The following is a 26,645-nucleotide window of genomic DNA, read 5'->3' as shown; positions in this document are numbered from 1 at the left end:
CTTATGGGGGTAACTCTGCTTACCCCTTTCTATTTTAGATTGTAAGGAGTTTTATGAAAAAAATCGTTTATTTGCTTACAGGCTTAATTCTTGGAACTTCACTTTCCACACAAGCTCAAACCCAATATATCAGCGAAAATCTAAACACTTATATGCGTAAAGGTGCTGGAGATAACTTTAAAATTTCTGGCGCCATCCAAGCAGGAGAAAAAGTAACGATATTAGATAAAAGGGAACGATATAGTCTGATTAAAGATAGCCGAAACCGTGAAGGTTGGGTATTAAATTCTGACTTAAGCGATACTGCAAGTCCTAAAGAGCTTATTCCTCAATTAAATCAACAGGTTCAAGACTTAACCAATCGCCTAAGCAAAATTGATACTGAATGGCAGCAACGCACTGCAGAAATGCAGCGTAGAACACAAGATGCCGTTCAAAAAAGCAGTGATTTAGTAGAAGAAAATGCGCAATTAAAACGTGAGCTTGAAATCTTAAAAAATAAGAACCGTGATTTAGAAACGATGCACGATTCTGAAAAACGTGAAATTGTGATTCAATGGTTTATCTACGGTGGTGCTGTTTTAGGGGCTGGTTTACTACTAGGCTTACTTGTTCCATTCTTAATCCCTCGCCGAAAACGTAATAGTGGTGGCTGGGCTTAGTAAAACTAGAATATAAAAAAAAGGATTTAGCCTAAAACTAAATCCTTTTTTCATTTCTATCTTACCGATAATTTATCTAACTCAGTAAAATAGGTCGGGAAGGTTTTTGCTGTACAGTTCGGATCTAAAATTGTGACTGGTGTATTAGACAACGCAATCAATGAAAAACACATTGCCATTCGGTGATCGTTATAGGTTTCAATTTCTGCGTGTTGGAATTTGTCTAATGCAAGCGGTTGAATGCGGATAAAATCTTCCCCTTCTTCAACAGTTACTCCAATTTTACGCAACTCTGTTGCCATTGCCGTCAAACGGTCAGTTTCTTTAACTCGCCAGTTGTAGATATTACGAATAACCGTTTCACCTTCTGCAAAAAGAGCCGTTGTTGCAATCGTCATTGCCGCATCAGGAATATGGTTCATATCCATATCCACACCTTTTAACGGTGCTTGCTCTGCTTGAATAAAATCTTCACCCCAAGTAATTTTTGCCCCCATTGCCTCTAATACATCAGCAAACAAGCGGTCACCTTGTATTGATTTTTTACCAATACCCGTTACTTTCACATTACCTTTAATCGCACCTGCAGCTAAGAAATAAGAAGCAGAGGATGCATCACCTTCCACTAGATAATTATCTTGTGGTGCGATATAGGTTTGATTGCCTTTTACTGAAAATATGTGGTAATCACGGTTTTCAACGGTTACCCCAAAATCCTTCATCATTGATAGCGTAATATCAATATAAGGTTTTGATACCAGATCACCAATAATTTCAATTTCCATATCATTTTCAGCTAACGGTGCAGACATCAATAATGCGGTTAAGAACTGGCTGGAAATCGAGCCATCAATTTTCACTTTACCACCGGTTAAACCACTATTTGTAATAGCAAGCGGCGGATAGCCCTCATTTCCTAAATATTCTACTTCTGCTCCAACTTGGCGTAACGCATCAACTAAATGCTTGATCGGGCGTTCTTTCATTCGAGGCTCGCCTGTCAAAATAATTTGAGCCTTGTTCTTGCCTTTTAAACACAATGCCGCGGCTAATGGTCGCATTGCCGTACCTGCATTCCCTAAAAAGAGCGATAAACCATTTTGAGCTTGAAAAGCCCCACCAATACCTTGTACTTCACAAACAGTTTTATCTTCTGAAAGCTTATAATTCACACCTAGGGATTTTAACGCATTAAGCATGTGACGAATATCATTGCTATCTAATAAATTGGTAACCCGTGTTGTGCCTTTAGCTAATGCTGCCAGTAATAATGCACGGTTAGAGAGGCTTTTTGAACCAGGTAAGTTAATTTCCCCTTCTACTCGGGAAATTGGGTTTAATGTTAATTTTTCCATTTGTTTCTATTTTTGTAAAAATTTGATAAAAAGAGACCGCTTGTTAAACCAATACTTTCAATAATGCGGTAAAGAATCTGTCATTTTCTTCGGGCAGACCAATACTCACACGCAAGTGATTTGGCATTCCGTAACCTGCAATGGGGCGAACAATTACACCTTCACGCAATAATGCTTCATAAATGGGAGCAGCAGGGCGTTTAAAATCGATAGTGATGAAATTGCCCTTAGACGGAATATAGTCTAATCCGTTTGCTTGGCAAAATGCCTCATATCGAGCCATCTCCAGGCAGTTATTTTTTGCGACTTTCTGAACAAAATCATCATCATTCATTACAGCAATCGCAGAAGCTAATGCAAGGCTGTTGCAGTTGAACGGTTGGCGAACACGATTTAATAAGTCCGCAATTTCAGGATTTGACACTGCATAACCAATACGAAGCCCAGCTAGACCATAGGCTTTAGAAAGTGAGCGCGAAACAATTAAATTCGGGTATTTTGCTAGTAAGCCGAAAGAATCAATTCTTTCCTCTGCAGCCGTAAATTCGGTATAAGCCTCATCTAGCACCACAATAACATTACTTGGCACTTTTGCTAAGAAGGCTTCAATTTCAGCTTGCGACAAGAAATTACCTGTTGGGTTATTTGGATTTGCAATAAAAATTAGCTTGGTTTTTTCGTTGATTGCTGCTAAAAAGCCTTCTAGATCGTGCCCCCAATTTTTAGCGGGAATTTCACAAGCAACGGCATTAATTGCTTTTGTAACCAGCGGGTAAACAATAAACGCATATTGAGAATAGATAATTTCATCTTTATCGCAGGCAAAAGTATGAGCAAATAGCTCTAATAAATCATTTGAACCATTACCTAAAGTAATTTGATTTGACTGCAGGTTGAATTTCTTAGCGATCGTTGATTTTAGTTCAAAACCGTTTGAATCAGGGTAACGCGTTAAATCATCAAGTTGGTTAATAATAGCTTGTTTAGCACTTTCAGGAAAACCAAACGGGTTTTCATTTGAAGCCAATTTGATGATATTTTGGATACCCAATTCACGTTCTAATTCTTCGATAGGCTTGCCTGCTTGATAAGGAGAAAGCGATTTCACCCCTTCATTGACGATGTTGAAAAATTGCATAATAACCTCTGTTTTTCTTATTAAAATATCTCGTGATTTTAGTAGAGAAAGGATTGTTTTGCCAGTAAAAATTTTGTTACAACTGGAAAGAAATGAGTACAGATTAATTCTTTGCCTTATTGGTAAAAAATTAATGAAAAACGATCGCTTGTAAACAAAAAACCGAGAACAAGTTGCTCTCGGTTTTTTAACTTATTTATTAGTGTTCCGCTTTCGTATCAGCGAGGGAATCGCCAATATTGTTATCCTTAGTCGGCTTATCATCTACGATAGAAGTAGTATCTGCTGCTTGTTCACCGCTTGGTGGCGTAGCATTGTCGTCTTTAGTTGGTGTGTCTGTCCAACCTGATGGTTCTCCTACCGGACGACGAGCCATTAAGTCATCAATTTGTTTGCTATCTAAAGTTTCGTATTTCAATAAGGCATCTTTCATAGCGTGCAAGATATCCATATTCTCTTCTAGCGTTTGCTTAGCACGTTGATAGTTACGGTCGATGATTTTACGCATTTCGGTATCAATCAGTTTCTGTGACTCTTCCGATACGCCTTTAATCGCTCCCATTCCATCTTCATTTTGATAGAAGATCGGACCGAGCTCCTTCGAGAACCCCCACTGTGTTACCATTGCTCGAGCAATTTGTGTTGCACGGTGGATATCAGACGATGCTCCAGTAGTGATTTTATCTTCCCCGAAGATCAAACCTTCAGCAATACGACCTGCGAATAAAGTTGAAAGTTGGCTTTCTAATTTGGTAAATGTTTCACTCACACGGTCTCCCTCCGGTAAGAATTGGGCGAAACCGAGTGCTTGACCACGAGGTACAATAGTAACTTTATTCAATGGATCGTGTTCCGGCATTAAATAGCCGACAATCACATGCCCCGCTTCGTGATAAGCAGTATTGATAATTTCTTTTTCCGTCATTGTATTTGAACGACGTTCCGGACCCATATTAATTTTATCACGAGCCTCTTCAAAGTCTTCCATTGTTACTACACGTTTATTTTTACGTGCTGCGAACAATGCAGCTTCATTCACTAAGTTCGCTAATTGTGCACCTGAATAACCTGGTGTACCACGGGCAATTTGCATTGGATCAACACCTTCTGCAAGTGGTACTTTTTTCAAGTGAACTTTCAAGATCTGCTCACGACCTTTTACATTCGGTAAATCCACAGTTACCTGGCGGTCAAAACGCCCTGGACGCGTTAAAGCATCATCAAGCACATCGGCACGGTTAGTTGCGGCGATAATAATCACACCTTCTGAACCTTCAAAACCGTCCATTTCCACTAGCATTTGGTTAAGGGTTTGTTCACGTTCATCGTGTCCGCCACTAAAACCTGCTCCGCCACGTTTACGACCTACTGCGTCAATCTCATCAATAAAGATAATACACGGCGCATTTTTCTTGGCTTGGTCGAATAAATCACGTACACGGGAGGCTCCAACACCGACAAACATTTCTACGAAGTCTGAACCAGCCATTGTGAAGAACGGAACTCTTGCTTCGCCGGCAATTGCTTTTGCTAATAAAGTTTTACCTGTTCCCGGAGGACCTACCATTAATATCCCTTTTGGAATACGTCCGCCAAGTTTTTGGAATTTTCCTGGATCACGCAAAAACTCAACTACTTCACCAACTTCTTCTTTCGCTTCATCACAACCAGCAACATCAGAGAAACGGGTTTTAACTTCATCGGCGGTCAGCATTTTCGCTTTGCTTTTACCAAAGCCCATTGCTCCACGTCCGCCACCGCCTTGCATTTGTCTCATATAGAAAATGTAGAAGCCAATTAACAATAACATTGGAAACCAAGAGATTAAAATTTGGGACAATAACCCTCGACGCTCTGCTGGTTGCCCTGTGATTACCGCATTGGTTTTTGCTAAATCTGCCATTAAGTATTCATCATACATCGGCATTACGGTTTGATAAGTTGCACCATCGTTCTTGGTAACCACAATAGTATCGTCATTCTGTTTGAAATCGACCCCTTTTAAGCGATTTTCTTTAATATCACTCAAAAAAGTCGAATATGGCACAGTGTTTGAAGCTCCACCGAAATTAGAGTTGAAGCCCTCGTAGGCAGTCATCATTACAATGGCAACCACTACCCAAAGCAAAATATTTTTAACCATATCGTTCAAGGTTAATCCCCTATCTTCTTAATAAAACTGTTTAAGGTTACTATAAAAGCGGTTAAATTTCTTAACTTTTTTGCAAAATTTTAGTAAAAAGCAACCGCTTGTGTGCTTTCTAGCCTTTATAGCCTGTTGCAACTATATAAACTTCTCGAGAACGATCCCGAGAAGCTTCTGGCTTTCTCACTTTTACCACACTAAATAGCGAGCGAATTTCTCTAAGATATTCATCAAAACCCTCGCCTTGGAATACTTTGACCACAAAACTACCTTTTGGTGCAAGAACTTGACGACACATATCTAATGCGAGTTCAACAAGATACATAGCACGAGGAATATCAACAGAAGGCATACCGCTGAAATTAGGTGCCATATCTGACATTACTACATCGACCATATCATCACCCACACGTTCTAATAAGGCATTCAGTACTGATTCTTCCCTAAAATCGCCTTGTAAGAAATCAACTCCTACAATCGGGTTCATATCTAAAATATCGCAGGCAATCACTCTACCTTTACTACCAATTTGTGTCACCACATATTGCGACCAGCCACCTGGTGCTGCACCGAGATCAACAACAGTCATCCCAGGTTTAAATAGTCTGTCTGTTTGCTGAATTTCATCTAATTTGAAATATGCACGAGAACGCAATTTTTGTTTATGTGCTTTTTGCACGAATTGATCTTTAAAGTGCTCTGCAAGCCAACGTGAAGAACTTGCACTTCGTTTTCTACCCATTTTTCTTTCTTTGATTTAGTTAATAAGCCATTAATAAGGGCTAAATAAAATAATTCAAGAGATAGTAAATGCTATTTACTATCTCTTTTTACGAGTTCAATTATTAAGTGCTATTTAAGGCACAATAACAGTAAATACATAGGTTGCTAAAATCACTAACAACACAATACCATAAAGCATATTGGTTTGTCCGTGGTTAAGCGAAAGCATTGCCACAAAAGAAGATAATGATAGCAATACCATAGATTTCCAATCTAAACCAAGCACCATATTAATGTCAAACATCAAACATACTATCACTACAGCAGGAATGGTCAAACCAATACTTGCTAACGCAGAACCTAATGCTAGATTGATACTGGTTTGTAAGCGATTGCGATGTGCCGCAGTCAGTGCTGCCACTCCCTCAGGTAGAAGAACTACTGCCGCAATAATCACCCCGACTAGCGCGACAGGTGCACCTGCACCAACAACCATAGCTTCGACAGCTGGTGAAAGAGCTTTAGCCAACAAAACCACAATACCTAAACAAATAATTAAGAACAACAAGCTAGTCATTGCCACCTTTGTTGATGGTGGGGCCGCATGATGTGCTGGATTATTATCATCAGCTAAAAAGTAATCACGATGGCGAACAGTTTGCATCAAAATGAATGAGGCGTACAATACAATAGAAGCAATCGCGACAAAAATCAGCTGAGATGAGCTATAGGTTGCTCCTGACGTTGTCGTTGTAAAATTCGGTAGTACTAAAGTAATCACTAAAATCACAACAAGCGTTACTAATGCTGTTGTTGCTGATTTTTTACTGAAGAATTGCTCGTGATGCTTTAATCCGCCAATTAGCAAGCATCCACCTAATATACCATTTAAAATAAGCATTATTGCAGCAAAGACTGTATCTCGAGCAAGGTAAGCGGTATTATCCCCACCTGCAACCATTAATGACACAATAAGTGCCACTTCAATTACCGTAATCGCTAATGCAAGGATAATAGTACCAAAAGGTTCGCCAACCTTATGTGCTACAACCTCTGCATGATGAACCGCAGAAAGCACGCTACCAATAAGCAAAGCCCCGCCAATTAATTGTAAAATAGTGTTTTCTTTTACTCCAACAAAATAAATAACCCAAGCGGCTATGGGTAGTAAAAGAGACCAAATTGGTAAAGGTTGATGTCCTTTCTGAACTGTTGGCATTCAATTCTCCTTTTTTAGTAATCCTTATCACATTCTAACAAAATATATTCTATTGTAATACCTATTTATCTGATTTAATTTTAAACATCCTATTGAAATATAAGATAAAAATCCTTCTCTTTTACAAAATTATCATTGCAAACAATGAAATTCATTATTAAAAAGAGTAAAATATCACAAATTTTATGACTCAACCTATTCATTTAAGGATCATTATGACTCAACTAAGTGTTGTGATTTTAGCTGCCGGCAAAGGAACTCGTATGTATTCAGATTTACCGAAAGTACTACACCCGGTTGCAGGCAAACCGATGGTAAAGCACGTTATTGATACTGCAAAACAGTTAGAAGCCAAACAAATTCATTTAATTTACGGACACGGTGCGGATTTATTAAAATCACGTTTAAGTGATGAGCCTGTAAATTGGGTATTCCAAGCCGAGCAATTAGGTACCGGGCACGCAATGCAACAAGCGGCTCCATTTTTTGCGGATGATGAAAATATCGTGATGCTTTATGGTGATGCCCCATTGATTACCAAAAGCACATTAGAGCGTTTAATTGCTGCTAAGCCTGAAAATGGTATTGCTCTATTAACTGTTGAATTGGAAAATCCGACAGGTTACGGTCGTATTATTCGTGAAAATGGTTCTGTAGTTGCTATTGTTGAACAAAAAGATGCAAGCGAAGAACAACTTAAAGTGAAAGAAGTAAACACTGGTGTGATGGTTGCAAGCGGTGCAAGTTTCAGAAAATGGTTGAAAAACCTCAATAATAACAACGCACAAGGCGAATACTACATTACCGATGTGATCGCAATGGCAAATCAAGACGGCTTCAAAGTGCAAGCAGTTCAAGCCACTGAATTTATGGAAGTGGAAGGTGCGAATAACCGCCTGCAACTTGCTGCCTTAGAACGTTTCTACCAAAAACGTGAAGCAGAAAAATTATTGCTTGCCGGTGTGACGATTATCGATCCAACTCGCTTCGATATTCGTGGTACTGTAACCCACGGTAAAGATGTGAGCATTGATGTCAACGTAATTTTAGAGGGCGAAATAAAACTCGGCAACAACGTAAAAATTGGGGCAGGTTGCGTGTTGAAAAACTGCGAAATTGGCGACAATGTAGAAATCAAACCTTACTCCGTGATTGAAGATTCAATTGTGGGGGCAAAATCAGCCATCGGCCCATTCTCTCGCCTACGCCCAGGTGCAGAATTAGCGGAAGAAACCCATATCGGCAACTTTGTAGAAATCAAAAAAGCAACTATTGGCAAAGGTTCTAAAGTCAATCACTTAACTTATGTGGGCGATGCGGAAGTGGGCAAAGATTGTAATATCGGAGCTGGCGTAATCACCTGTAACTACGATGGTGCGAACAAATTCAAAACTATTATCGGCGATAATGTATTTGTCGGCTCAGACAGCCAATTAGTCGCCCCTGTTACCATTGCAAGCGGCTCAACCATCGGAGCTGGTGCAACAGTTACTAAAGATGTGGCTGAAAACGAGCTAGTGATTAGCCGTGTGCCACAACGCCATATTCAAGGTTGGCAACGCCCAACCAAAAAGAAATAACAAGCGGTCAAATTCTGCTGATTTTTTGCAAAAGCCTCTACGAAAGTAGAGGCTTTATTTGGGGTTATAGGGCAACTTAATTCAAAAAACAGAAGAAAAACTTAATAGAATGAAAAAATAAAGCCTTGCAGTGCAAGGCTTTAATTCTATTTTATTCCCACTCAATCGTTGCCGGTGGTTTACCCGAAACATCATATACTACACGGGAAATGCCGTTTACTTCGTTGATGATGCGGTTAGAAATTTTACCTAATAAATCGTAAGGTAAATGAGCCCAATGTGCAGTCATAAAGTCAATAGTTTCAACCGCTCGCAAGCTCACAACCCAGTCATATTTACGTCCATCACCCATTACCCCAACGGATTTTACCGGTAGGAATACAGTAAAGGCTTGGCTCACTTTGTAATACCAGCCCGAGTTGTATAACTCCTCGATGAAAATTGCATCGGCTTTACGCAGTAAATCGCAGTATTCTTTCTTAATTTCACCTAACACACGCACGCCTAAGCCTGGGCCTGGGAATGGGTGGCGATTAAGCATTTCAGCTGGTAAGCCTAACGCCAAGCCAATTTTACGTACTTCGTCTTTAAATAATTCTCGCAATGGTTCAACTAAGCCGAGTTTCATATAATCCGGCAAACCACCCACGTTGTGGTGTGATTTAATCACATGTGCTTTACCAGTTTTGCTTGCGGCAGATTCGATCACATCAGGGTAGATTGTGCCTTGAGCTAACCATTTTACTGAAGTTAGTTTTTTCGATTCATCATCAAAAACATCCACGAACACTTTACCGATAGTTTTGCGTTTTGCCTCTGGCTCATCAATGCTTTTTAAAGCATCTAAGAAACGATCTTCGGCATTAACACGGATAATATTTAAACCAAATTTATCGCCAAACATTTCCATCACTTGATCGCCTTCGTTTAAACGGAGCAAGCCATTATCTACGAATACACAATGCAAGTTTTTGCCAATGGCACGGTGTAATAATAATGCTGTTACAGAAGAATCTACCCCACCTGATAAGCCTAAAATGACTTCATCATCGCCTACTTGCTCTTTAATGCGAGCAACGGCATCTTCGATGATGTTTTCCGGTGTCCAGTTACGCTCACAGCCACAAATGCCTACTACAAAGTTGGTTAGAAGTTCTAAACCACTTTTTGTGTGGGTTACTTCTGGGTGGAACTGCACGCCATAAAAACGGCGGCTTTCGTCCGACATCGCCGCAATCGGGCAAGTTGGTGTTACACCAGTTACTTGGAAACCTGCAGGTAAACGCGTTACTTTATCACCGTGGCTCATCCAAACGTCCAGTTTCGGCTCACAAGCGGTCAAATCGTCGTTTAATTTTGCAAACAGGCTGTCGCTGGCTTTCAACTCTACGGACGCATAGCCAAACTCACGATGGTCGGAGGTTTCGGTTAAACCGCCCAACTGCATCGCCATTGTCTGCATTCCGTAACAAATTCCCAATACTGGCACGCCTGTATTAAAGACATACTCTGGAGCACGTGGGCTGTTCGCCTCGGTGGTACTTTCCGGTCCGCCGGAAAGAATGATCCCCGTTGGGTTAAATTCACGGATCTGCTCTTCCGTTACGTCCCAAGCCCAAAGCTCACAATACACCCCAATTTCACGCACACGGCGGGCGATCAGTTGGGTATATTGCGAACCGAAGTCCAAAATTAAAATTTTATGGTGGTGGATATTTGTCATTTTGTTTCCTAAGTTTTATTTGTATTTTTTAGATGTTTGGATGTAAGTACCGCCACGACCGTCGCTAATATATTTCACATTAAAAACGTCTGTTGTATTACAGCCTGTTACAGTCCAAGTTTCATTTGCATTACCTTTGCTCGGTATTGAATTGATTTCCGTATGGATTTTTTCTATTCCACAATTGTTTATAGCACGAAAAAAGAGCCCAATGCTGCGTTCTGTATCTAATTTTAATAAAGGACTTGCTGTTGTTTCTCCTGAATATGATGGACCGAGAATCCCACAGCCAGACAATATTAGTATAGAAATCAAACTTAATTTTTTCATTTTATGCTCCTTAATCTAAGTACAAGCGGTTAAATTCCTTCAAAACTTTGTAAAAAACTACTCTTTCCCTAGGGCTTACACCCTAGGTTACTTAAGTCGAGCAACTCCGTCGCTCATATTGTTTGTAACTTTACACTCCAGAGGAACGGTCATACCCCTGTACAGCTCATACAGGACTACGAAAAGCAGTCAAGAAAAAATTGTGAAATTTGGATTAAGCCAGCAGTTTCGCCATTTGCAAATTTTCCTTGAAATCAGCCCGCTTATTTGGCGTGATTATAGCGTGCTTGGATAAGCTCCAAAATTTCCACCATATCTTTCCCCATATAATCCGCTAAACTTTGATCAATCAGCATTCGTTTTTCTTCATAGCCGATAACCGTTAAGCCTGCGGTTTTGGCAGACTGCATTCCGTAGTAAGAGTCTTCAATCGCCACGGCATTTTCAGGGTTCACACCTAATTTTTCGCAGGTGTAGCGGTAAATGGTTGGGTCAGGTTTGCTGTGTTCAAACTGCTCGCCGCTGACGATAAAATCAAATTCATCTTTAATGCCACAGACAGTTAAAATATTGTCGATATGCGATTTTGCCGATGAGGACGCAACCGCCAATTTGATATTATTTTGCTTGGCAAAGCGGATAATCTGTTGAATATCGGCTCGGAAAATCGCGCGGAAATCTACCGTACTAAATAAGTTTTGGAAAAAGGCATAGTAGCGACTGCGGATTTCTTCAATCGGCAAGCTGGATTCACTTAATTTTTGCACAATCACCGGAATTTCTTTTAAACATTTCCCTACCACTTCGGACTGTTGTTCCAAGGTGATCGGGCGGTTATGTTCTTTAATATCCTCAATAAACTGCTTTTGCAATGAAAATTCAAGATATTCGGTATCAACAATTACACCGTCCATATCAAAAATAATGGCTTGGAGCATATTTTATCCTTAGTACCTGTTTGCAAGCGGTTAAATTTCAGCAAAAATTTGCAATAACAATATCATTTGGGGCGAATATAATTCGCCCCTACAACATTAGCCCATACGGTAGTTTGGTGCTTCTTTGGTAATAGTCACATCATGAACGTGTGATTCTTTAATTCCGGCACCACTAATACGTACGAATTGGGCTTTGGTGCGTAATTCTTCAATCGTCGCACAACCGGTTAAGCCCATACAAGAACGTAAGCCACCCATTTGTTGGTGGATAATTTCTTTTAACAAGCCTTTGTATGGAATACGCCCTTCAATACCTTCCGGCACTAATTTATCAGCCGCATTATCTGATTGGAAATAACGGTCTGACGAGCCTTTGCTCATTGCCCCTAGTGATCCCATTCCTCGGTAAGATTTAAATGCTCTGCCTTGGTAAAGTTCGATTTCGCCCGGTGCTTCTTCCGTACCGGCAAACATTGAGCCGACCATTACGCAGTTTGCCCCTGCTGCAATCGCTTTAGAAATATCGCCTGAGTAGCGGATACCGCCGTCGGCAATTACTGGAATGCCACGATCTTTTAAGGCTTCTGCTGCTTCAGCAATCGCAGTGATTTGCGGCACGCCCACGCCTGTTACGATACGAGTGGTACAAATCGAACCCGGCCCGATCCCCACTTTCACCGCACTTGCTCCAGCATCTGCCAAAGCAATCGCCCCTTCGGCGGTGGCAATGTTACCTGCCACAATCGGTAAATTCGGGTATTTCGCACGGGTTTCACGCACACGTTGCAATACACCTTCAGAATGGCCATGAGAACTATCAATCAATAACACATCTACACCAGCTTTCACCAACGCATCGATACGCTCTTCATTGCCCGGACCAGCACCCACTGCCGCCCCAACGCGTAAACGACCAAACTCATCTTTACACGCATTCGGTTTGCTTTCGGCTTTTTGGTAGTCTTTGAGCGTGATCATTCCTTTTAGTTTGAAATCATCGCTCACAACTAATACTTTTTCTACACGGTGTTCGTGCATTAAGTGGAAAATTTCCTCACGGGAGGCATTTTCTTTAACCGTGACTAAACGCTCTTTTGGCGTCATAAATTCACGTACAGTTTTGCTTAAATCGCTAACGAAACGAGTATCACGACCAGTAATAATGCCCACTAAATTTTGGCGTTCATCCACCACCGGATAGCCCGCAAAACCGTTTTGTTTCACGATATCCGCTAATTGTGCCAAAGTAATATCGGGTGAAACCGTTACTGGTTCAGACACAATACCGCTTTCAAATTTTTTCACTTTACGCACACGATCAGCTTGGCGTTCAATTGACATATTTTTATGGATAAAACCGATACCACCCTCTTGAGCAAGTGAGATCGCTAATTTGGTTTCAGTTACCGTATCCATCGCCGCAGATAACATTGGGATGTTCAAACGAATAGTTTTAGTTAATTGAGTTGAAAGATCGGCTGTGTTTGGAAGCACTGTTGAATGTGCAGGGACTAGAAGAACATCATCAAAAGTGAGAGCTTCTTGTTTGATACGTAACATTGCAATAATTCCTTAAAAATGATTAAAGTTAAAAAACTGTATTGGAAAATTGCGTGCGGATTATACAGATAAAATGGCTGTTTGTAAATCCATTACGTAAACGTTTTCGTCATTTGCAAACAAAATAAACAAGCGGTTATAAAATGAAGATTTTTTGCAAATCACCATTCGTAAAGAATTAGGCTTTTTTGACCGCTTGTCACCAAGAACACAAAATAAAAAAGGACGTATTATTACGTCCTTTTGAAATTTATTAAGCTTCTTTTGTCACCGTTGGGAAATATTTTTCCTCGTCAAATTCACGTAACGGTTTATGTTCTTGACCTAAGAAAGTGTAAATTACAGGCAGTACGAATAAGGTAAATAGGGTACCAATCGCAAGACCTGAAACAATCACCATTCCCATACTGAAACGGGCAATTGCACCTGCACCTACTGCAAATAATAGCGGAATTAAGCCTGCAATCATCGCTGCGGTTGTCATCATAATTGGGCGTAAACGAATCGTTGCCGCATAAACAATCGCATCATAGCGAGATTTACCGTGGTTTAACTGCTCTTCTTTCGCCACTTCACACATTAAAATACCGTGCTTGGTGATTAAGCCGACAAGTGTAATCAACCCCACTTGCGAGTAGATATTTAAAGTGTAACCTGCTGTCCAAATACTATTGGCAAATGTCATCATATCTTTAGAGCCTGTGCCTGCCGCAATGCCCATAAATAACCCTTTCATTGCTGATGGAATGTTCATCACCAACAAAGCACCACTTACCGCAAGTGGTACAGAAACTAAGATTACCAAAGGATCACGCCAAGATTCAAACTGAATTGCCAGTACAATATAGATAATCACAACCGCAAGTGCAAATGTCATTGCCATTGCATTACCTTCTTGAATAAATTGGCGAGACTCGCCTCTAAAATCGTACTGATAACCAGTAGGCAAAGTGCGATCCAATTCTGCTTTTGCCCAATTTACGGCATCACCGATAGAACCTGATACTACCCCACCAATAGTTGCAGAGTTTAACTGACTCATACGAGGCAATGAAGATGGCGAAGTAGTTAATTCCATTGTTACAAATGAACCTAACGGAATAGACTCACCACTTGCCGTCGTAACATAGTATTTCATTAAATCTTCAGGATTTAAACGATCATTACGTACCGCTTGCGACACAATTGGGTAAGCACGAGAGTCAATATCAACACGGGTAATAATTGCACCAGATAAGAATGCTCCTAATGTGCCACTAACCTGTTGCATCGTTACACCATAAGCACCCATTTTTTCACGATCGAATTTCATATTCATCGTTGCTGTGTCAAATTTGAGGTCTAAGTTTGCAAAGAAGAATTGGCCTGATGCTTGTGCTTTTTTCAAGAACTCTGAGGCAACTACGGCTAATTTCTCATAGCTGTCTGCGGTTGTAATTACAAGTGAAAACGGTAAACCATTTTCGCCTGTTGAGATCTCAGGGAAAGAAATTGCATTAACATCCATTGCAACCACTTTTTTACCTAGTGCAGCAATTTCGTTTGATATTTCCGCACGCTCACGAGTACGATCATTCCAATCTTTTAATGCGATAATCGATAATGCACTATTACTACCATTGAACCCTGAGATCGTCATAACCGATGAAACTTCAGAGACGTTAGATACTTCCTCAGTAAACGGAGCTAAGGCTGCTTCTGTATAATCTAAGTTGGTGTTAGATGGGCCTTTTGAGATCCCCACTACAAAGCCACGATCTTCTGTTGGGGCAACTTCACTTGAAAGTGAGGTAAATAAGAACGGTAGGCTTGCAAAGATCAATACCGCAAAGAACAGCATAAAGCCACGAACTGCCATTACCGCACTTAGCATATTGGTGTAACAGCTGGTCATCTTGTCTAATGAACGATGAACAAAGCGAGCAAAGCGAGACTCTTCACCTTCTTTATGCTCTTTCAACACTCGGCTAGACATCATCGGCGAAAGTGTAAGAGCCGCAATCCCTGAAATAAATACCGCACCGGCAAGAGTTAAAGCAAACTCTTTGAAAAGGGTGCCAGTTACCCCTGTCATTAATGCCATTGGGGAATATACTGCAGCAAGCGTAATCGTCATTGAAATTACTGGTAAGGCAATTTCTCGTGTACCAATAATGGCTGCATCAAATGGCGTTTTGCCCTCTTTAACGTGGCGTTCTACGTTTTCAAGTACAACGATCGCATCATCAACCACTAAGCCAATCGCTAATACTAACGCAAGTAAAGTTAGAAGATTAATTGAGAAACCGAACATTTGAAGCAAGAATAATGCCCCGATAAGTGAAATCGGAATAGTAATAACCGGCACAATCATTGCACGAAGTGAGCCTAAGAATAGAATAATCACCACCAATACAATAACGGTTGCTTCTAAAATAGTACGAATAACCTCATTGATTGAGCTATCAATCGCAATCGTTTTATCGTAAACGATATCCCCTTGGATACTATCCGGTAAGTTTCTCACTACCTGTTCAAACATTGGGTAAATATCTTTTGCAACAGTAAGTGAGTTTGCCGTAGCTGCAACTGAAACCGCTAAAACCACCGCTTCTTTACCACTTACCGTTGCTCGAGCCATATCGTTCGATTTATCTAGTTCTACGGTAGCAATATCTTTCAGTTTAATCGTTCTACCATCCGGTGTCGTTGAAACGGTGACTTGTTCTAGCTCCTGAACAGAAGGCGTAGTGGATAAAACTTTGTTTTTATACACCGTATAATAGCCGTTAGCATTACCGGCTGCAGTTTGTAAATTATTAGCACTTAATGCCGATAAAACCGCTGAGCCTGATAGCTTATTGCTCGCCATTTTGTCTGGGTCTAACCAAATACGTAAACCGAATGTTGAGCCATATACATCAACACTTGATACCCCATTTACGGTAAAGAACTGCGGTTTAACCACACGATTTAGATAATCGGTTACTTGTGCCGTATTTAATTCATCAGACACAAATCGAATATACATTAACGCATCATTCGAACCGGTCGAAACACTGATAGAAGGGTCATCAATGCCTCTCGGCAAATTAGAACGTACCGCATTCACTTTTGCAGAAATATCAGAAAGTGCTGCATTCGGATCGGTATTTAACTTCATTTTCGCCGTAACTGTTGTCGTACTTGGCGAGCTTGATGAAGTCATATAGTCGATATTATCCGCTTGAGCAACCGCTTCTTCTAACTGTGAGGTAACAAGGGCTTGCATTAAACCGGCATCCGCACCTGAATAGTTTACACTCACCGTTACAATAGAAACAGTCATCTCCGGATATTCACGCACCTGCAATTTTTCAATCGCTTGTAAGCCTAAAATCGTAATAAGTAAGCTAATACAAACGGCCAAAACAGGGCGTTTAATAAAGATGTCAGTAAATTTCACTTACTACTCCATTAAAGTTTGCTGTTTTTTGCTGGTGTGGTAATACCAACGGCTTCAATATCAGACACTTTTACCAACGAGTTATTACTCAAGCGTTGTAATCCACCCGTTACAATTAAATCACCTGCCTTTACACCTTTAACTAATTGCGAATAATTACCTCTGCGGTCAGCGGTTTTTACTTCTGCTTGTTTTGCACGGTACATTTTGTTTACATCTAAACTTGGGTTTTGAGCAGCCATTTTATTTACTTTCTCTTTATCTTCTTCAGATAATGGCTGTAGCACATAAACCGTTTCACCATACATTGTATAAGCCACCGCAATTTGTGGTACAACAATCTGCCCCGTTTGAGTTGGTAACGCTACATTTAAGCGTGCAAACATACCTGAAAGCAATTTGTCTTGTCCTTCCTCAATAACCGCTTCAATATTCATTAAACCTGTTAAACGATCAACCGCAGGATCAATCGCAATAATGCGAGCAGGGAAAGTTTGTGCTGGTAATGCATCAATTTCTGCTGTTACTTTTTGGCCAACTGAAACTTGTTCAACATTAGTTTGAGGAAGAGTAAAACGTACTTTCATTGAAGACTGATCTTCAACACGCACAATTTCAGTTCCCATTGTGATATATTGACCTACATTAACATTCACAATACCCGCTACACCACTAAATGGAGCATAAATTTGACGGCGTTTGATAATAGAACGTAACGATTCAATATTCGCAAGTAGTTGATTGTATGTTGATTGTGCATTATCAAACTCAGCTTTTGAGGCACTGTTTGATGCAATCAAATTACGGTAACGCTCAAAATTCGCCTTAGCTGTTGAAAGTTGGGCTTCTGATGCCTTCAAATTAGCTAATTCAACACTGCTGTCAAATTCAACTAAAAGATCGCCTTTTTTCACACGCTGACCTGATGTAACCAATACACGGCTTACCACGCCTGAAGTTTCAGCACTTAACATTGCCCCTTGATTTGGGCGGATATAACCTACCGCTGAAATAGCGGGAGTCCACTCTTGTGTAGTAACTTGCATTGCGGTTACTTCACTAACAGATTCAGGCATGTTAGCGGCAGCTTCTGCTTTTTTCATTGCCCCAATTTTTTGTAATCCTACGATTGCAGCAAATACAACCAATACAATTAACAATGTGAGCACAATTAAAAACTTTCTGCCTTTGCCCGGCTTCTGTGTTTCAGTTGTCATACATTCTCCATAAATAACTAAAAAATAAACTTAAAAAGTAATTGCTTTCCAAGTACGTGATGTAATTTCATCAAGATAATCTTCAAAATTCATTTCTTGATTGAGTTTTTGTAGATACTTAATATCTACTAATGTACCAATACTTAACGAATAAAGTAGCTCATTAGGCAAATTCGCAATAATTTTCTGCTTTTTACCTTCAAAAATTAATTTATTCCAAAACGACTCATTATCTGCAATAGTTTCTCGAATAAGCTCATCAATACCGATGAACGCTTGAAACTGTTTTACCAGCTCTAAACGCTCGTTTAAAAACAACCATTTCTTTTTAACTAATAATCGATACTGCTGAAATAATTCTATGTCTGAACTAAACTCAAATGACAAATAATTGTGATAGCATTCTAATAGTTTAGTGGCTAAACAATGCAATAAATCTTCCTTGGTTTTAAAGTAAAGATACAATGTGCCTGAAGCCATACCGGCTTCTTTAGCGATATTACGCATCGAAAGGTTTTGCAATCCCTCTTGTACGATAAGTTTTTCTGTTGCCAAAATGATACGATTCACCATATCTTCTTTTGGCTCAATACGCCTAGACATTTAATCTCCCGCTCTAAATGAACAAGTGTTCATTCTAGCTCTTTTTATGAAAAAAGAAAGAAGAAAAATAACGAAATGAGTGAATAAAATAGTTGCTAAATGGCTAATTCCCTGTACAAGCGGTCAATTTTTCTAAAAAGTTAGCAAAAATCGTAAAACAACTATCGCTAAACGCTACCTTCCACACATTTTTATGCTACTATTCACTCTCAATTACCCTATTTATTTTTTATTTAAAGATGGCAACAAAATCTAAATACCACACAAAACAATTTGATAGCCTATTGGCAGATTTAATTACCACAATCGAAAAGCATAAAGCACCTGTTGATTTATCTCTTATGGCGTTAGGCAATATGGTGACGAATATTTTAAACGAAAATATTCAAAACCCTATACAAAGAGAAGCTTTAGCTAATGCCTTTGCAGATGCATTAAAACAATCATTAAAATCAAAATAATTCTATTATGATTAAACGCCTACACGCTTTTTTGCCGACTAACTCTCGCCAGTATAGAGAAGAAACCTCACAACGTATTACGTGGGGACATTGGTTTGCACTATTTAATATCGTGTTGGCGTTATTGATCTCATCTCGCTACGCTTTTAATACAGATTGGCCAAATACATTTATTGGAAAGTTCTATTTTTTCATTAGCCTATTTGGGCATTTCAGTTTTGTTGTTTTTGCTGCCTTTTTATTAATTCTTTTTCCACTGAGCTTCTTAATTAAAAATGAGAGAACTTATCGTGGGTTATCCGTTATTCTTGCAACTATTGGTCAAACTGTTTTATTGGTAGATACAGAAGTCTTTAAGCAATTTTCTCTGCATTTATCACCGCTTGTATGGGATCTTTTAGTCAATCCTGAAGAAGGCGAACTCACACGGAAATGGCAATTATTGTTTGTACCAATGCCACTTATTTTATTAGCTGAAATGCTGTACTCCCGTTGGTGTTGGCAAAAACTCCGCAGTTTTAGCCGCCAAAAATGGGGGAAATATGTTGCCTTATTTTTTGTCATAAGTTTTACTGCTACACATCTCATCTACGCTTGGGCTGATATGAGTGCTTACCGGCCAATCACAGCTCAACGAGCTAATTACCCTCTTTCTCATCCGATGACAGCAAGAAACTTCTTAGAAAAACACGGTTTTATTGACCGAGCTGAATTAAATCAAGAAATTGAAGAGAGCGGACGATTAGACACCTTTTTCCTGAATTACCCAAAATCAAATTTAGTAGCAACGAAACAAGCTGCTACAAATATATTATTGATCAATCTTTCTGGCTTATCTAAACAGGCAATTAATGCTAATAATATGCCGAGATTGTCAGAAATTAATCAACTTTCTTATCGTTTTATGAATCATTATAGTAGTGGTGATTCAAAATCAGCAGGTGCATTAAGCTTATTTTATAGCTTAAGCGGAAAATACTTAGATTCTGTTCTAGCAGATAAAACAGCTTCGCCACTTATTCAAATTGCACGAAGAAATAATTATCAGCTTGGCCTCTTCTCCCACAATGGATTTGCAGATCCCATTTACCATCAAGCTATATTTTCAGGTATTTTATTGCCAACAGCACACAGTAATATCGGTGCAATTACTCAGTGGAAAAATTGGGTAAGTAGCCGTTCTTTAGAAAATGCTTTCTTCAGCTATTTAGATTTAGGGATGCCCTCGGCAAACACAGTGCAAGAGCAGGAAAAATTATTAGATCTTCAAGTAGATGAAATTTGGCAGCATTTAACCCAGAATGCCTTACTTGAAAATACTTTAATTATTATCACAGCTGATATTACTACTAATAGCAATGCTGATGAAAATAGCTTTGCTAAAGCGCATATTCAAGTACCAATGATGTTCTACTGGCAAGGTGAAAGCAAAGAATATCATTTCCTTTCTAGCCATTTAGATATTATGCCAACATTGCTAAGACAATTCTTTGGCGTACAAAACCCACTTAGTGACTATGCACAAGGCATAGATTTGAGTACACAAAGCCAACGACTCTGGGTACCAAGCTCGAATCATAAATGGAATGTAGCGATTATGCCGAATGGAGAACAATATCAAATAGATAGAAATGGTACATTCAAACATTTTAATGCTGAAGGTAAACACGAGAAGGACTCTCGGCCACCATTGCCATTATTCCTACAAATGATTCAACAAAGTAATCAATTTATCGCAAAATAATAGAAACAAGCGGTCATATTTAGCCAAAATTTTGCAAATTTCTCATAAAATATGACCGCTTGTATTTTAACTTACTTGTTTTTCTTATACTTTAAATGAATAAACACAAAGAACAAAACAGCAATAAGTGATAATACACCACCAGAAAAGCCCACATTAGCTAATCCTAATTGGTTTATCGCAACCCCTCCTAATAATGCCCCTGCCCCAATACCTAAATTATAAGTACCTGAGAAAATCGCAGTGGCAACATCGGTTGCATCAGGAGCAAGTTCAAGCACTTTCATTTGTAGTGCAATACTCATTCCAATTACGCCGAATCCCCACATAAAAACAAAAATAAACATAGCAATAGAAGAATTACTCAATGGTAATAGGCTCATTTGAACCAGCATAATGGTAGCCAAACTAGCTAAGATAAATTTATTTGGGGCTTTGCCATACAACTTACCGAATAAGAAACTAGCGATGATTCCTGCTAATCCAAACACCAATAAAATAAGGGTAGTCAGCTGTGGTGTAATCACACTAATCTGCACCATAAACGGCTCAACATAACTGTAAGACGTAAAATGCCCCGTTACAATAAGAGCAAGGAGCAAATAGATACCAACTAACAAAGGGCGTTTGAATAAAATTGGTAAACTTTTGATTGAACCTGCATTTTTACTTGGTAGATAAGGCAAAAATCGCCATACCATTACTAGCACTATAGAAGCAATCACAGCAATAATAATAAAAGTCGCTCGCCAACCTAACGTTTGCCCTATCATTCTACCCAATGGCAATCCTAAAATCATTGCAAGTGAGCTCCCTAAAGCAAGTAAAGCCAATGCTTGTTTCTTCTTATCTTTAGGTGCGACACGAATCACTAAAGATGCAGTAATAGACCAGAAAATTGCATGCGTAACTGCAATCATCACTCTAGATATCAATAAGATCCAGAAATTCCAAGCAACAATAGAAAGAATATGACTAGTTACAAATATTGTAAAAAGAATTATCAGTAAACGCTTTCGCTCAATCTTAGCCGTCAGTAACATTAAGGGAAGTGCCAATAAAAATACCACCCAAGCATATACTGTAATCATAATGCCAGTTGTGGAAGGCTCCATCTGGAAACTCGCTGCAATATCCGAAAGTATCGCAATAGGAATAAATTCCGTGGTGTTGACAATAAACGCCGCAAAGGCGAGGGTAAATACCCTCAAAAACGACAGCCGACGCTGGGCTTTTCGAGCTTTTTTCATATCAATAATAATTCCGAGAAAAACAAAAAACGAACACCCAAAAGCGAAATTCGCCTTTGGGTGCGATAAATAAAATGGTATTAACCGCTTTTAAAGGCTATTAACCAAATCCTTTCAGCCCTACAACGTGCACATACTCTTGGTTATTGGCGATCTTACGCACCAATTTATAGGTTGTGCCACGTTCAGGACTGATATTTTCAGGGGCGGCGATCAATAATTGCATATCTAAACGTTCGCAAAGTTCAAATAGCGTATTAATGGAGGTTGCATCTAAACGAGCCGCTTCATCTAAGAAGAGCAAACGAGCCGGCAGAATGTCTTTCGCACGCATACGGCGAGCTTCTTCTTCCCAGCTTTGCACCACCATTAAGAGAATTGACATACCTGTACCGATAGCTTCCCCTGTTGATAACACACTACTTTCCGCACGCATCCAGCCGTCTGCTCCACGGAAGGTTTCCACTTCTAAATCGAGATAGTTGCGGTAATCCAACAACTCTTCACCAATTGTTTGCGGCGTGCGTTGCCCCATTTCGATATGTGGGTTTACTCGTTTATAAAGCATCGCTAAAGCTTCCGAGAAGCTGAGTTTTTGGCTATCGAATAAATCTTTATGCTCTTCACGGTTATTTGATAACGCATTGAGCAAAATGGCGTGCGTATCACGAATATTCACCACCAAACGCACCCCTTTCACCTGACCAAAGGCAATATTTTGCAATCCTTGGTTAAGCTGGAGAATACGCTGTTGTTCACGCTGAATGGTTTTGCGTAAGATGTTTGCCACACTTTCCGCACTGATCGCTAGTTTTTTCTCACGACCAGTTAGCTCGTTCGTTAGGCGAGATAGCTCGATTTCCATCTGCTCAATCGCATCAATCGGGTCATCAGTTTTGATGATGTCTTGGCGAATACGTTCACGCAGGTGCTGGTAAACCGCAATAAAGAACGCCACTTTGTTTTCCGGCTTACGGCTATCTTCCGAAGCACGTAGGCTATCACGCAAGTATTCGTTATCTGCCACCGCTGTACGCAATGCACCAAGGGCTTTATCCGAAATCGAACGCAACTCTTCAGCTGATTGGTACGCTAACTCACGGCGGTTGAGGCGTTTTTCCACATCGCTGTTGCGAGATAAACGCTGAACAATACACCAACTGGCTTTCGCTTGAACCACCAACTCACGTTGGGCGTGGTAATCACGCTCCGCTTTACGTAACGTGCGGTTAAGGTTATCCATTTCTGCCTCAATCACGGCAATTTGTTTGTCCAAATAACCTTTGCGAGAGCGTTGTTGGCTCAAGCGTTGTTGCAATTCATCACGGCGGAATCTTGCACGCTCTTCCGCCCCAATATCGCCACGCACGCCTAAATCGTCAATTTCACGAATCAGCTCTTGCAACATCTGGTTTTTCGCATCGTAAGAGCTACGCAGACCAGTGAGAACTTGGTTGTATTGCGAAAGTTGGGCTTGTGCTTGGCGAAGCTGATCTCGAGCCTGTTCACGCTCACGTTGTGCATTTTCTAAACGCTGGCGTAATTGCTCGGTTAAGGCAGAACCTTCCGTGCCCACACTCTCTTCATAGCTAAAGTGCAGACGGCGGTTCATTACATCAGCCAAGCTAAACACTTTTTGTTGTAACACTTTCTGCTCGGCAATCGAACGGCTGTAATCCGCTTCGAGCTGCTCAAATAGTGCTGGATCGCTCTTCAACGCTGCCGCAATCGGCTCTAATTGGCTTAAAGTTGAACCAAATTGACGGATAAACATTTCGTCTTCTTCCGCCACTTCTAACTGCTCACGGCACTCTTCTGCGCGTTCAGATAAGGTTTCATCTGCGAGTAAGTTTGCAAGCGGTAGAATTTTGTTCAACATTTGCAACTGGGCTTTTACGCTCTCTAATTGGTGACGTAATTGTTGCTCGTTGCCGCTGGATTGAGCCAATTCACGCTCAATCTCCGCACGTTTTGCTGCAATTTCTTGCATTAGCTCTTCAGGGTTGTCTTGGAACGCCAAATTCAAATGCGTGCCGACAAATTGGCTCAAGTGCTGATGCAAACGTTGGCATTTCTGCACGTCAAAAGCTCGTTCAGCGTGTTTTTCTGCAGTGTCATCACGCTCAGCTTTTAAGGTTTCTAAATGTTTTTCACGAGCGGCACGCCCAAACAACGGCACTTCAGGGAATTTTGAGTAACGCCATTGGCGGTCAGACACCTTCACCACCACACCATCGCCTAGCTCTTCGGTGCTGAATACCGCATCGTCAAAGGCAGAGGGATCACCCTCGATCAAATAGAGATCGCTTGGACAATCGTCTAATTTTTCTAGCTGAGCTTTCACCGCTTCTAAATCACGCACCACAATGGCGTGGCGAGCTTCGCCGTATAAGGCTGAGAAATACGGAGCATCTTCAATCGACACATCGTCATAAAGCTCAGAAAGTAACACACCGCCAAAGCGTTCTGCCAAGTGATTTAAACGAGCATCTTCCGAGCCGTCAGGCTGATTTAAGCGGTTGATTTGTTCGTCAAGCAGCTGCTCTTTGCGAGCCAATTCATCACGAGCCAAAGTCGCTTCACGCTCTTTGCTCAACATATTTTGCATAAACTGCATTACCGCTTGGCTGGCTTCAAATTTCTCACCGCACTGCTCTTCCAAACGAACTAATGCCGATTGAGCAGTGTGCCACGCCGGAGCATTTTTCGCTAACTGCTGATATTGCTGATTTAGCTGCTCACGTTGCTGACGCTGGGTTGAACGCTGTTCTACAAAATCAGAAAGCTCGGTTTCTAAATCTTCCAATCGAGCTTGCTGCTCATCAAAATAGCCCTCTAACTCCTCAGGAGAATGGAGCTGTTGTTGTGCTTTTTGGTTAAATTCCGCCAGCAAACGTTGAGCATTTTGCTGTTGCTGTAAACGTTGCTCTAAATCGTTCAATTTTTGGCGTAATGCCACCGCTTGTTGAGCCTGCATTTTTTGCTCAGGGAACGCAGAAAGCAACGAGCGAGCTTCTTCCCACGCTTGCAAGCGGTCAATTTCGCCCGAAATTTTGCAAACTAACTCAAAGGCTTTTTCAAACTGGGTTTTCGCCATATCCGACACACTCAAACGCTGTTCAAGCTCGAACACTTTGTCGGTTAAATCTTCCGCTTGAGCGGCAAATTCGGCGTGATAATCTTCAATATTGTTGAGATCTAAATTCGCTAATCCGGTAAGCTGTTTCGCTTTTTCTAACGCATTCACCGCTTGTTGATATTGCAACGCTCGAGTTTGTTGGGCATCTAACGCCTGCTGGTAATCCGCCATTTGCGAACGAAGCTCTTCAACGTGATCGTCCGCTTCATCGGCTCGAACCTGAGCGTTTTCAGCGATTTCTGCTACTTCTTCTAACGCTTCTTGCTGCTCTTCGAGCTTGATATTCAGCTCTTCTACTTCATCTTGGTAGCGTTCGATTTTTTCTTGGTGGCGTAACGCATTCATCACTAAATTAAGATGATCGTTCGCACTATTGTATTCTGCTTCCAACGCATTTTCGGCTTCGGCAATATCCGCACTTTCACGGCTAAATTCCACAAAACGTTGCTGTTCAAGCACAATTTTGGATTTCGCTGCATACCACTCTTTACGCTGTTCCAACGCAGCTTCCACATTGCCACGTCGTTCGTTCGCATTACGCATATAATCTGCCGACACATAGTTGGTCGATTCTGTGATCAAGCGTTTGAACATATCACGATCTGATTGCGTTACCTTAATCGCTTCAAGCGTCATACGATTTTCACGCAACGCCGATTCCATATCTTGGAACGCTTGGCGAACGCCGGTATTTTCCGGCAACAAGTAATCACGCAACGATTTGGTAATCACGCTCGAAATACCACCGTATAACGAGGCTTCAATCAGTTTGTAGAATTTGCTGCGATCCGCCGCTGAACGTAGGCGTTTCGGAATCACGCCCAAATCAAACATAAAACTATGGTAATCGGTGATCGAATGATATTGCTTAAATTGAACCTCGCTGCCCTCGAATTTCTCTTTCAGATCATTTAATGGCAGCACACGAGCCTTATCACCCACTTGTTCGGTTAAAAGGCTGATAATGGTTTGATCGACAGGAATATTTTGCACCGAGAACGAGCGAATATCGACTTTCTTGTCACGCCCCACAATTTGTTGCAAACGCACGCCGGTAATAATTCGCTGGCCACGAGAGTTCACCGATTCCAACACTGCATAACAAACACCTGCTTTCAATTTACCGTATAAGCCTTTGTCTCGAGAGCCTGCGGTTGAACCGGCTTCGGTAGTATTACGGAAGTTCAACAAGGTCAGATCCGGAATTAACGCCGTCACAAAACCTGCCATTGTGGTCGATTTACCCGCTCCGTTACCGCCCGAAAGCGTGGTCACAAGCTCATCTAAATCAAAGGTACGAGCAAAAAAACCGTTCCAGTTGATTAGCGTTAAAGATTGGAATTTACCACGCTGCACCTCATGTTGGCGTGCAAGCGGTGCAATTTGAGGAGTATTTTGCAATTCTTGTTCAATCATCATTATTTCTCGCTGAT

18 protein-coding genes are annotated in these 26,645 nt (G+C 40.7%); 4 read left to right on the top strand and 14 right to left on the bottom strand.

What is annotated here, in order from left to right; translation table 11 throughout:
- Positions 1–53: 53 nt before the first annotated feature.
- Positions 54–662, top strand: coding sequence for a TIGR04211 family SH3 domain-containing protein (locus A6B40_RS00980; RefSeq protein ID WP_025217221.1), 609 nt, complete (start codon positions 54–56; stop codon positions 660–662).
- A gap of 56 nt (positions 663–718) precedes the next feature.
- Here A6B40_RS00980 and aroA read toward each other — a convergent pair whose 3' ends face one another.
- The 5 genes from aroA to A6B40_RS00955 form a co-directional block, all read right to left on the bottom strand.
- Positions 719–2,017, bottom strand: a complete 1,299-nt coding sequence (gene aroA / locus A6B40_RS00975; RefSeq protein ID WP_176671299.1) for a 3-phosphoshikimate 1-carboxyvinyltransferase — start codon at positions 2,015–2,017, stop codon at positions 719–721.
- Between the two features lie 43 nt (positions 2,018–2,060).
- Positions 2,061–3,155, bottom strand: coding sequence for a histidinol-phosphate transaminase (gene hisC, locus A6B40_RS00970; protein ID WP_176671298.1), 1,095 nt, complete (start codon positions 3,153–3,155; stop codon positions 2,061–2,063).
- Positions 3,156–3,354: 199 nt separating this feature from the next.
- Complete coding sequence (gene ftsH / locus A6B40_RS00965) at positions 3,355–5,298, bottom strand: ATP-dependent zinc metalloprotease FtsH (protein ID WP_038643404.1); 1,944 nt, start codon at positions 5,296–5,298, stop codon at positions 3,355–3,357.
- Positions 5,299–5,416: 118 nt separating this feature from the next.
- Positions 5,417–6,043, bottom strand: a complete 627-nt coding sequence (rlmE, locus tag A6B40_RS00960; protein ID WP_025217217.1) for a 23S rRNA (uridine(2552)-2'-O)-methyltransferase RlmE — start codon at positions 6,041–6,043, stop codon at positions 5,417–5,419.
- Positions 6,044–6,157: 114 nt separating this feature from the next.
- On the bottom strand, positions 6,158–7,243 hold the full coding sequence (locus A6B40_RS00955) for a calcium:cation antiporter (RefSeq protein ID WP_025217216.1): 1,086 nt from the start codon (positions 7,241–7,243) through the stop codon (positions 6,158–6,160).
- Between the two features lie 215 nt (positions 7,244–7,458).
- On the opposite strand from A6B40_RS00955, the gene glmU reads away from it, so the two are divergent.
- Positions 7,459–8,823 (top strand): bifunctional UDP-N-acetylglucosamine diphosphorylase/glucosamine-1-phosphate N-acetyltransferase GlmU, encoded by a 1,365-nt coding sequence (glmU, locus tag A6B40_RS00950; protein ID WP_176671297.1) that lies wholly within the window; start codon positions 7,459–7,461, stop codon positions 8,821–8,823.
- Between the two features lie 151 nt (positions 8,824–8,974).
- Here glmU and guaA read toward each other — a convergent pair whose 3' ends face one another.
- From guaA to A6B40_RS00915, 7 genes are all read right to left on the bottom strand, one after another.
- Positions 8,975–10,546, bottom strand: coding sequence for a glutamine-hydrolyzing GMP synthase (gene guaA / locus A6B40_RS00945; RefSeq protein WP_176671296.1), 1,572 nt, complete (start codon positions 10,544–10,546; stop codon positions 8,975–8,977).
- 15 nt (positions 10,547–10,561) lie between these two features.
- Complete coding sequence (locus tag A6B40_RS00940) at positions 10,562–10,876, bottom strand: hypothetical protein (protein WP_025247638.1); 315 nt, start codon at positions 10,874–10,876, stop codon at positions 10,562–10,564.
- 263 nt (positions 10,877–11,139) lie between these two features.
- The gene (locus A6B40_RS00935; protein WP_176671295.1) at positions 11,140–11,814 is read right to left on the bottom strand and encodes an HAD family hydrolase; all 675 of its coding nucleotides are present in this window, start codon (positions 11,812–11,814) and stop codon (positions 11,140–11,142) included.
- Between the two features lie 96 nt (positions 11,815–11,910).
- Positions 11,911–13,374: an IMP dehydrogenase gene (gene guaB, locus A6B40_RS00930; RefSeq protein ID WP_176671294.1), complete on the bottom strand. Its 1,464-nt coding sequence runs from the start codon at positions 13,372–13,374 to the stop codon at positions 11,911–11,913.
- 253 nt (positions 13,375–13,627) lie between these two features.
- Complete coding sequence (locus tag A6B40_RS00925) at positions 13,628–16,798, bottom strand: efflux RND transporter permease subunit (protein ID WP_176671293.1); 3,171 nt, start codon at positions 16,796–16,798, stop codon at positions 13,628–13,630.
- A gap of 11 nt (positions 16,799–16,809) precedes the next feature.
- A complete protein-coding gene (locus A6B40_RS00920) occupies positions 16,810–18,015 on the bottom strand; it encodes an efflux RND transporter periplasmic adaptor subunit (RefSeq protein ID WP_112110896.1) in 1,206 nt (401 codons plus the stop codon).
- A gap of 30 nt (positions 18,016–18,045) precedes the next feature.
- A complete protein-coding gene (locus A6B40_RS00915; protein ID WP_025217208.1) occupies positions 18,046–18,618 on the bottom strand; it encodes a TetR/AcrR family transcriptional regulator in 573 nt (190 codons plus the stop codon).
- A 239-nt stretch (positions 18,619–18,857) separates the two neighbouring features.
- On the opposite strand from A6B40_RS00915, the gene A6B40_RS00910 reads away from it, so the two are divergent.
- Together A6B40_RS00910 and A6B40_RS00905 are read left to right on the top strand one after the other, a co-directional pair.
- Positions 18,858–19,079 (top strand): YejL family protein, encoded by a 222-nt coding sequence (locus A6B40_RS00910; RefSeq protein ID WP_025217207.1) that lies wholly within the window; start codon positions 18,858–18,860, stop codon positions 19,077–19,079.
- Between the two features lie 7 nt (positions 19,080–19,086).
- Positions 19,087–20,823, top strand: a complete 1,737-nt coding sequence (locus A6B40_RS00905; protein WP_176671292.1) for a DUF3413 domain-containing protein — start codon at positions 19,087–19,089, stop codon at positions 20,821–20,823.
- Positions 20,824–20,894: 71 nt separating this feature from the next.
- Here the strand turns inward: A6B40_RS00905 and A6B40_RS00900 are convergent, their stop codons facing one another.
- Both A6B40_RS00900 and mukB read right to left on the bottom strand, forming a co-directional pair.
- Positions 20,895–22,073: a sugar transporter gene (locus A6B40_RS00900; RefSeq protein WP_176671291.1), complete on the bottom strand. Its 1,179-nt coding sequence runs from the start codon at positions 22,071–22,073 to the stop codon at positions 20,895–20,897.
- A 100-nt stretch (positions 22,074–22,173) separates the two neighbouring features.
- Positions 22,174–26,631: a chromosome partition protein MukB gene (gene mukB / locus A6B40_RS00895; protein ID WP_176671290.1), complete on the bottom strand. Its 4,458-nt coding sequence runs from the start codon at positions 26,629–26,631 to the stop codon at positions 22,174–22,176.
- Between the last annotated feature and the right edge of the window lie 14 nt (positions 26,632–26,645).

Origin of the sequence: Mannheimia varigena (assembly GCF_013377235.1) — a bacterium.
In the GTDB taxonomy this organism is placed as follows: Bacteria; Pseudomonadota; Gammaproteobacteria; order Enterobacterales; family Pasteurellaceae; genus Mannheimia; species Mannheimia varigena.
Note: the sequence above shows the minus strand (reverse complement) of the source record. Positions and strands in the feature narration are given on the sequence as shown.

Coding starts and splice junctions, on each gene's coding strand:
- A6B40_RS00920 (WP_112110896.1), bottom strand. CDS start 18,015: ATGACAACTGAAACACAGAAGCCGGGCAAAGGCAGAAAGTTTTTAATT.
- A6B40_RS00935 (WP_176671295.1), bottom strand. CDS start 11,814: ATGCTCCAAGCCATTATTTTTGATATGGACGGTGTAATTGTTGATACC.
- hisC (WP_176671298.1), bottom strand. CDS start 3,155: ATGCAATTTTTCAACATCGTCAATGAAGGGGTGAAATCGCTTTCTCCT.
- guaA (WP_176671296.1), bottom strand. CDS start 10,546: ATGACAAATATCCACCACCATAAAATTTTAATTTTGGACTTCGGTTCG.
- ftsH (WP_038643404.1), bottom strand. CDS start 5,298: ATGGTTAAAAATATTTTGCTTTGGGTAGTGGTTGCCATTGTAATGATG.
- mukB (WP_176671290.1), bottom strand. CDS start 26,631: ATGATGATTGAACAAGAATTGCAAAATACTCCTCAAATTGCACCGCTT.
- A6B40_RS00905 (WP_176671292.1), top strand. CDS start 19,087: ATGATTAAACGCCTACACGCTTTTTTGCCGACTAACTCTCGCCAGTAT.
- rlmE (WP_025217217.1), bottom strand. CDS start 6,043: ATGGGTAGAAAACGAAGTGCAAGTTCTTCACGTTGGCTTGCAGAGCAC.
- A6B40_RS00900 (WP_176671291.1), bottom strand. CDS start 22,073: ATGAAAAAAGCTCGAAAAGCCCAGCGTCGGCTGTCGTTTTTGAGGGTA.
- glmU (WP_176671297.1), top strand. CDS start 7,459: ATGACTCAACTAAGTGTTGTGATTTTAGCTGCCGGCAAAGGAACTCGT.
- A6B40_RS00980 (WP_025217221.1), top strand. CDS start 54: ATGAAAAAAATCGTTTATTTGCTTACAGGCTTAATTCTTGGAACTTCA.
- A6B40_RS00910 (WP_025217207.1), top strand. CDS start 18,858: ATGGCAACAAAATCTAAATACCACACAAAACAATTTGATAGCCTATTG.
- A6B40_RS00940 (WP_025247638.1), bottom strand. CDS start 10,876: ATGAAAAAATTAAGTTTGATTTCTATACTAATATTGTCTGGCTGTGGG.
- aroA (WP_176671299.1), bottom strand. CDS start 2,017: ATGGAAAAATTAACATTAAACCCAATTTCCCGAGTAGAAGGGGAAATT.
- guaB (WP_176671294.1), bottom strand. CDS start 13,374: ATGTTACGTATCAAACAAGAAGCTCTCACTTTTGATGATGTTCTTCTA.
- A6B40_RS00915 (WP_025217208.1), bottom strand. CDS start 18,618: ATGTCTAGGCGTATTGAGCCAAAAGAAGATATGGTGAATCGTATCATT.
- A6B40_RS00955 (WP_025217216.1), bottom strand. CDS start 7,243: ATGCCAACAGTTCAGAAAGGACATCAACCTTTACCAATTTGGTCTCTT.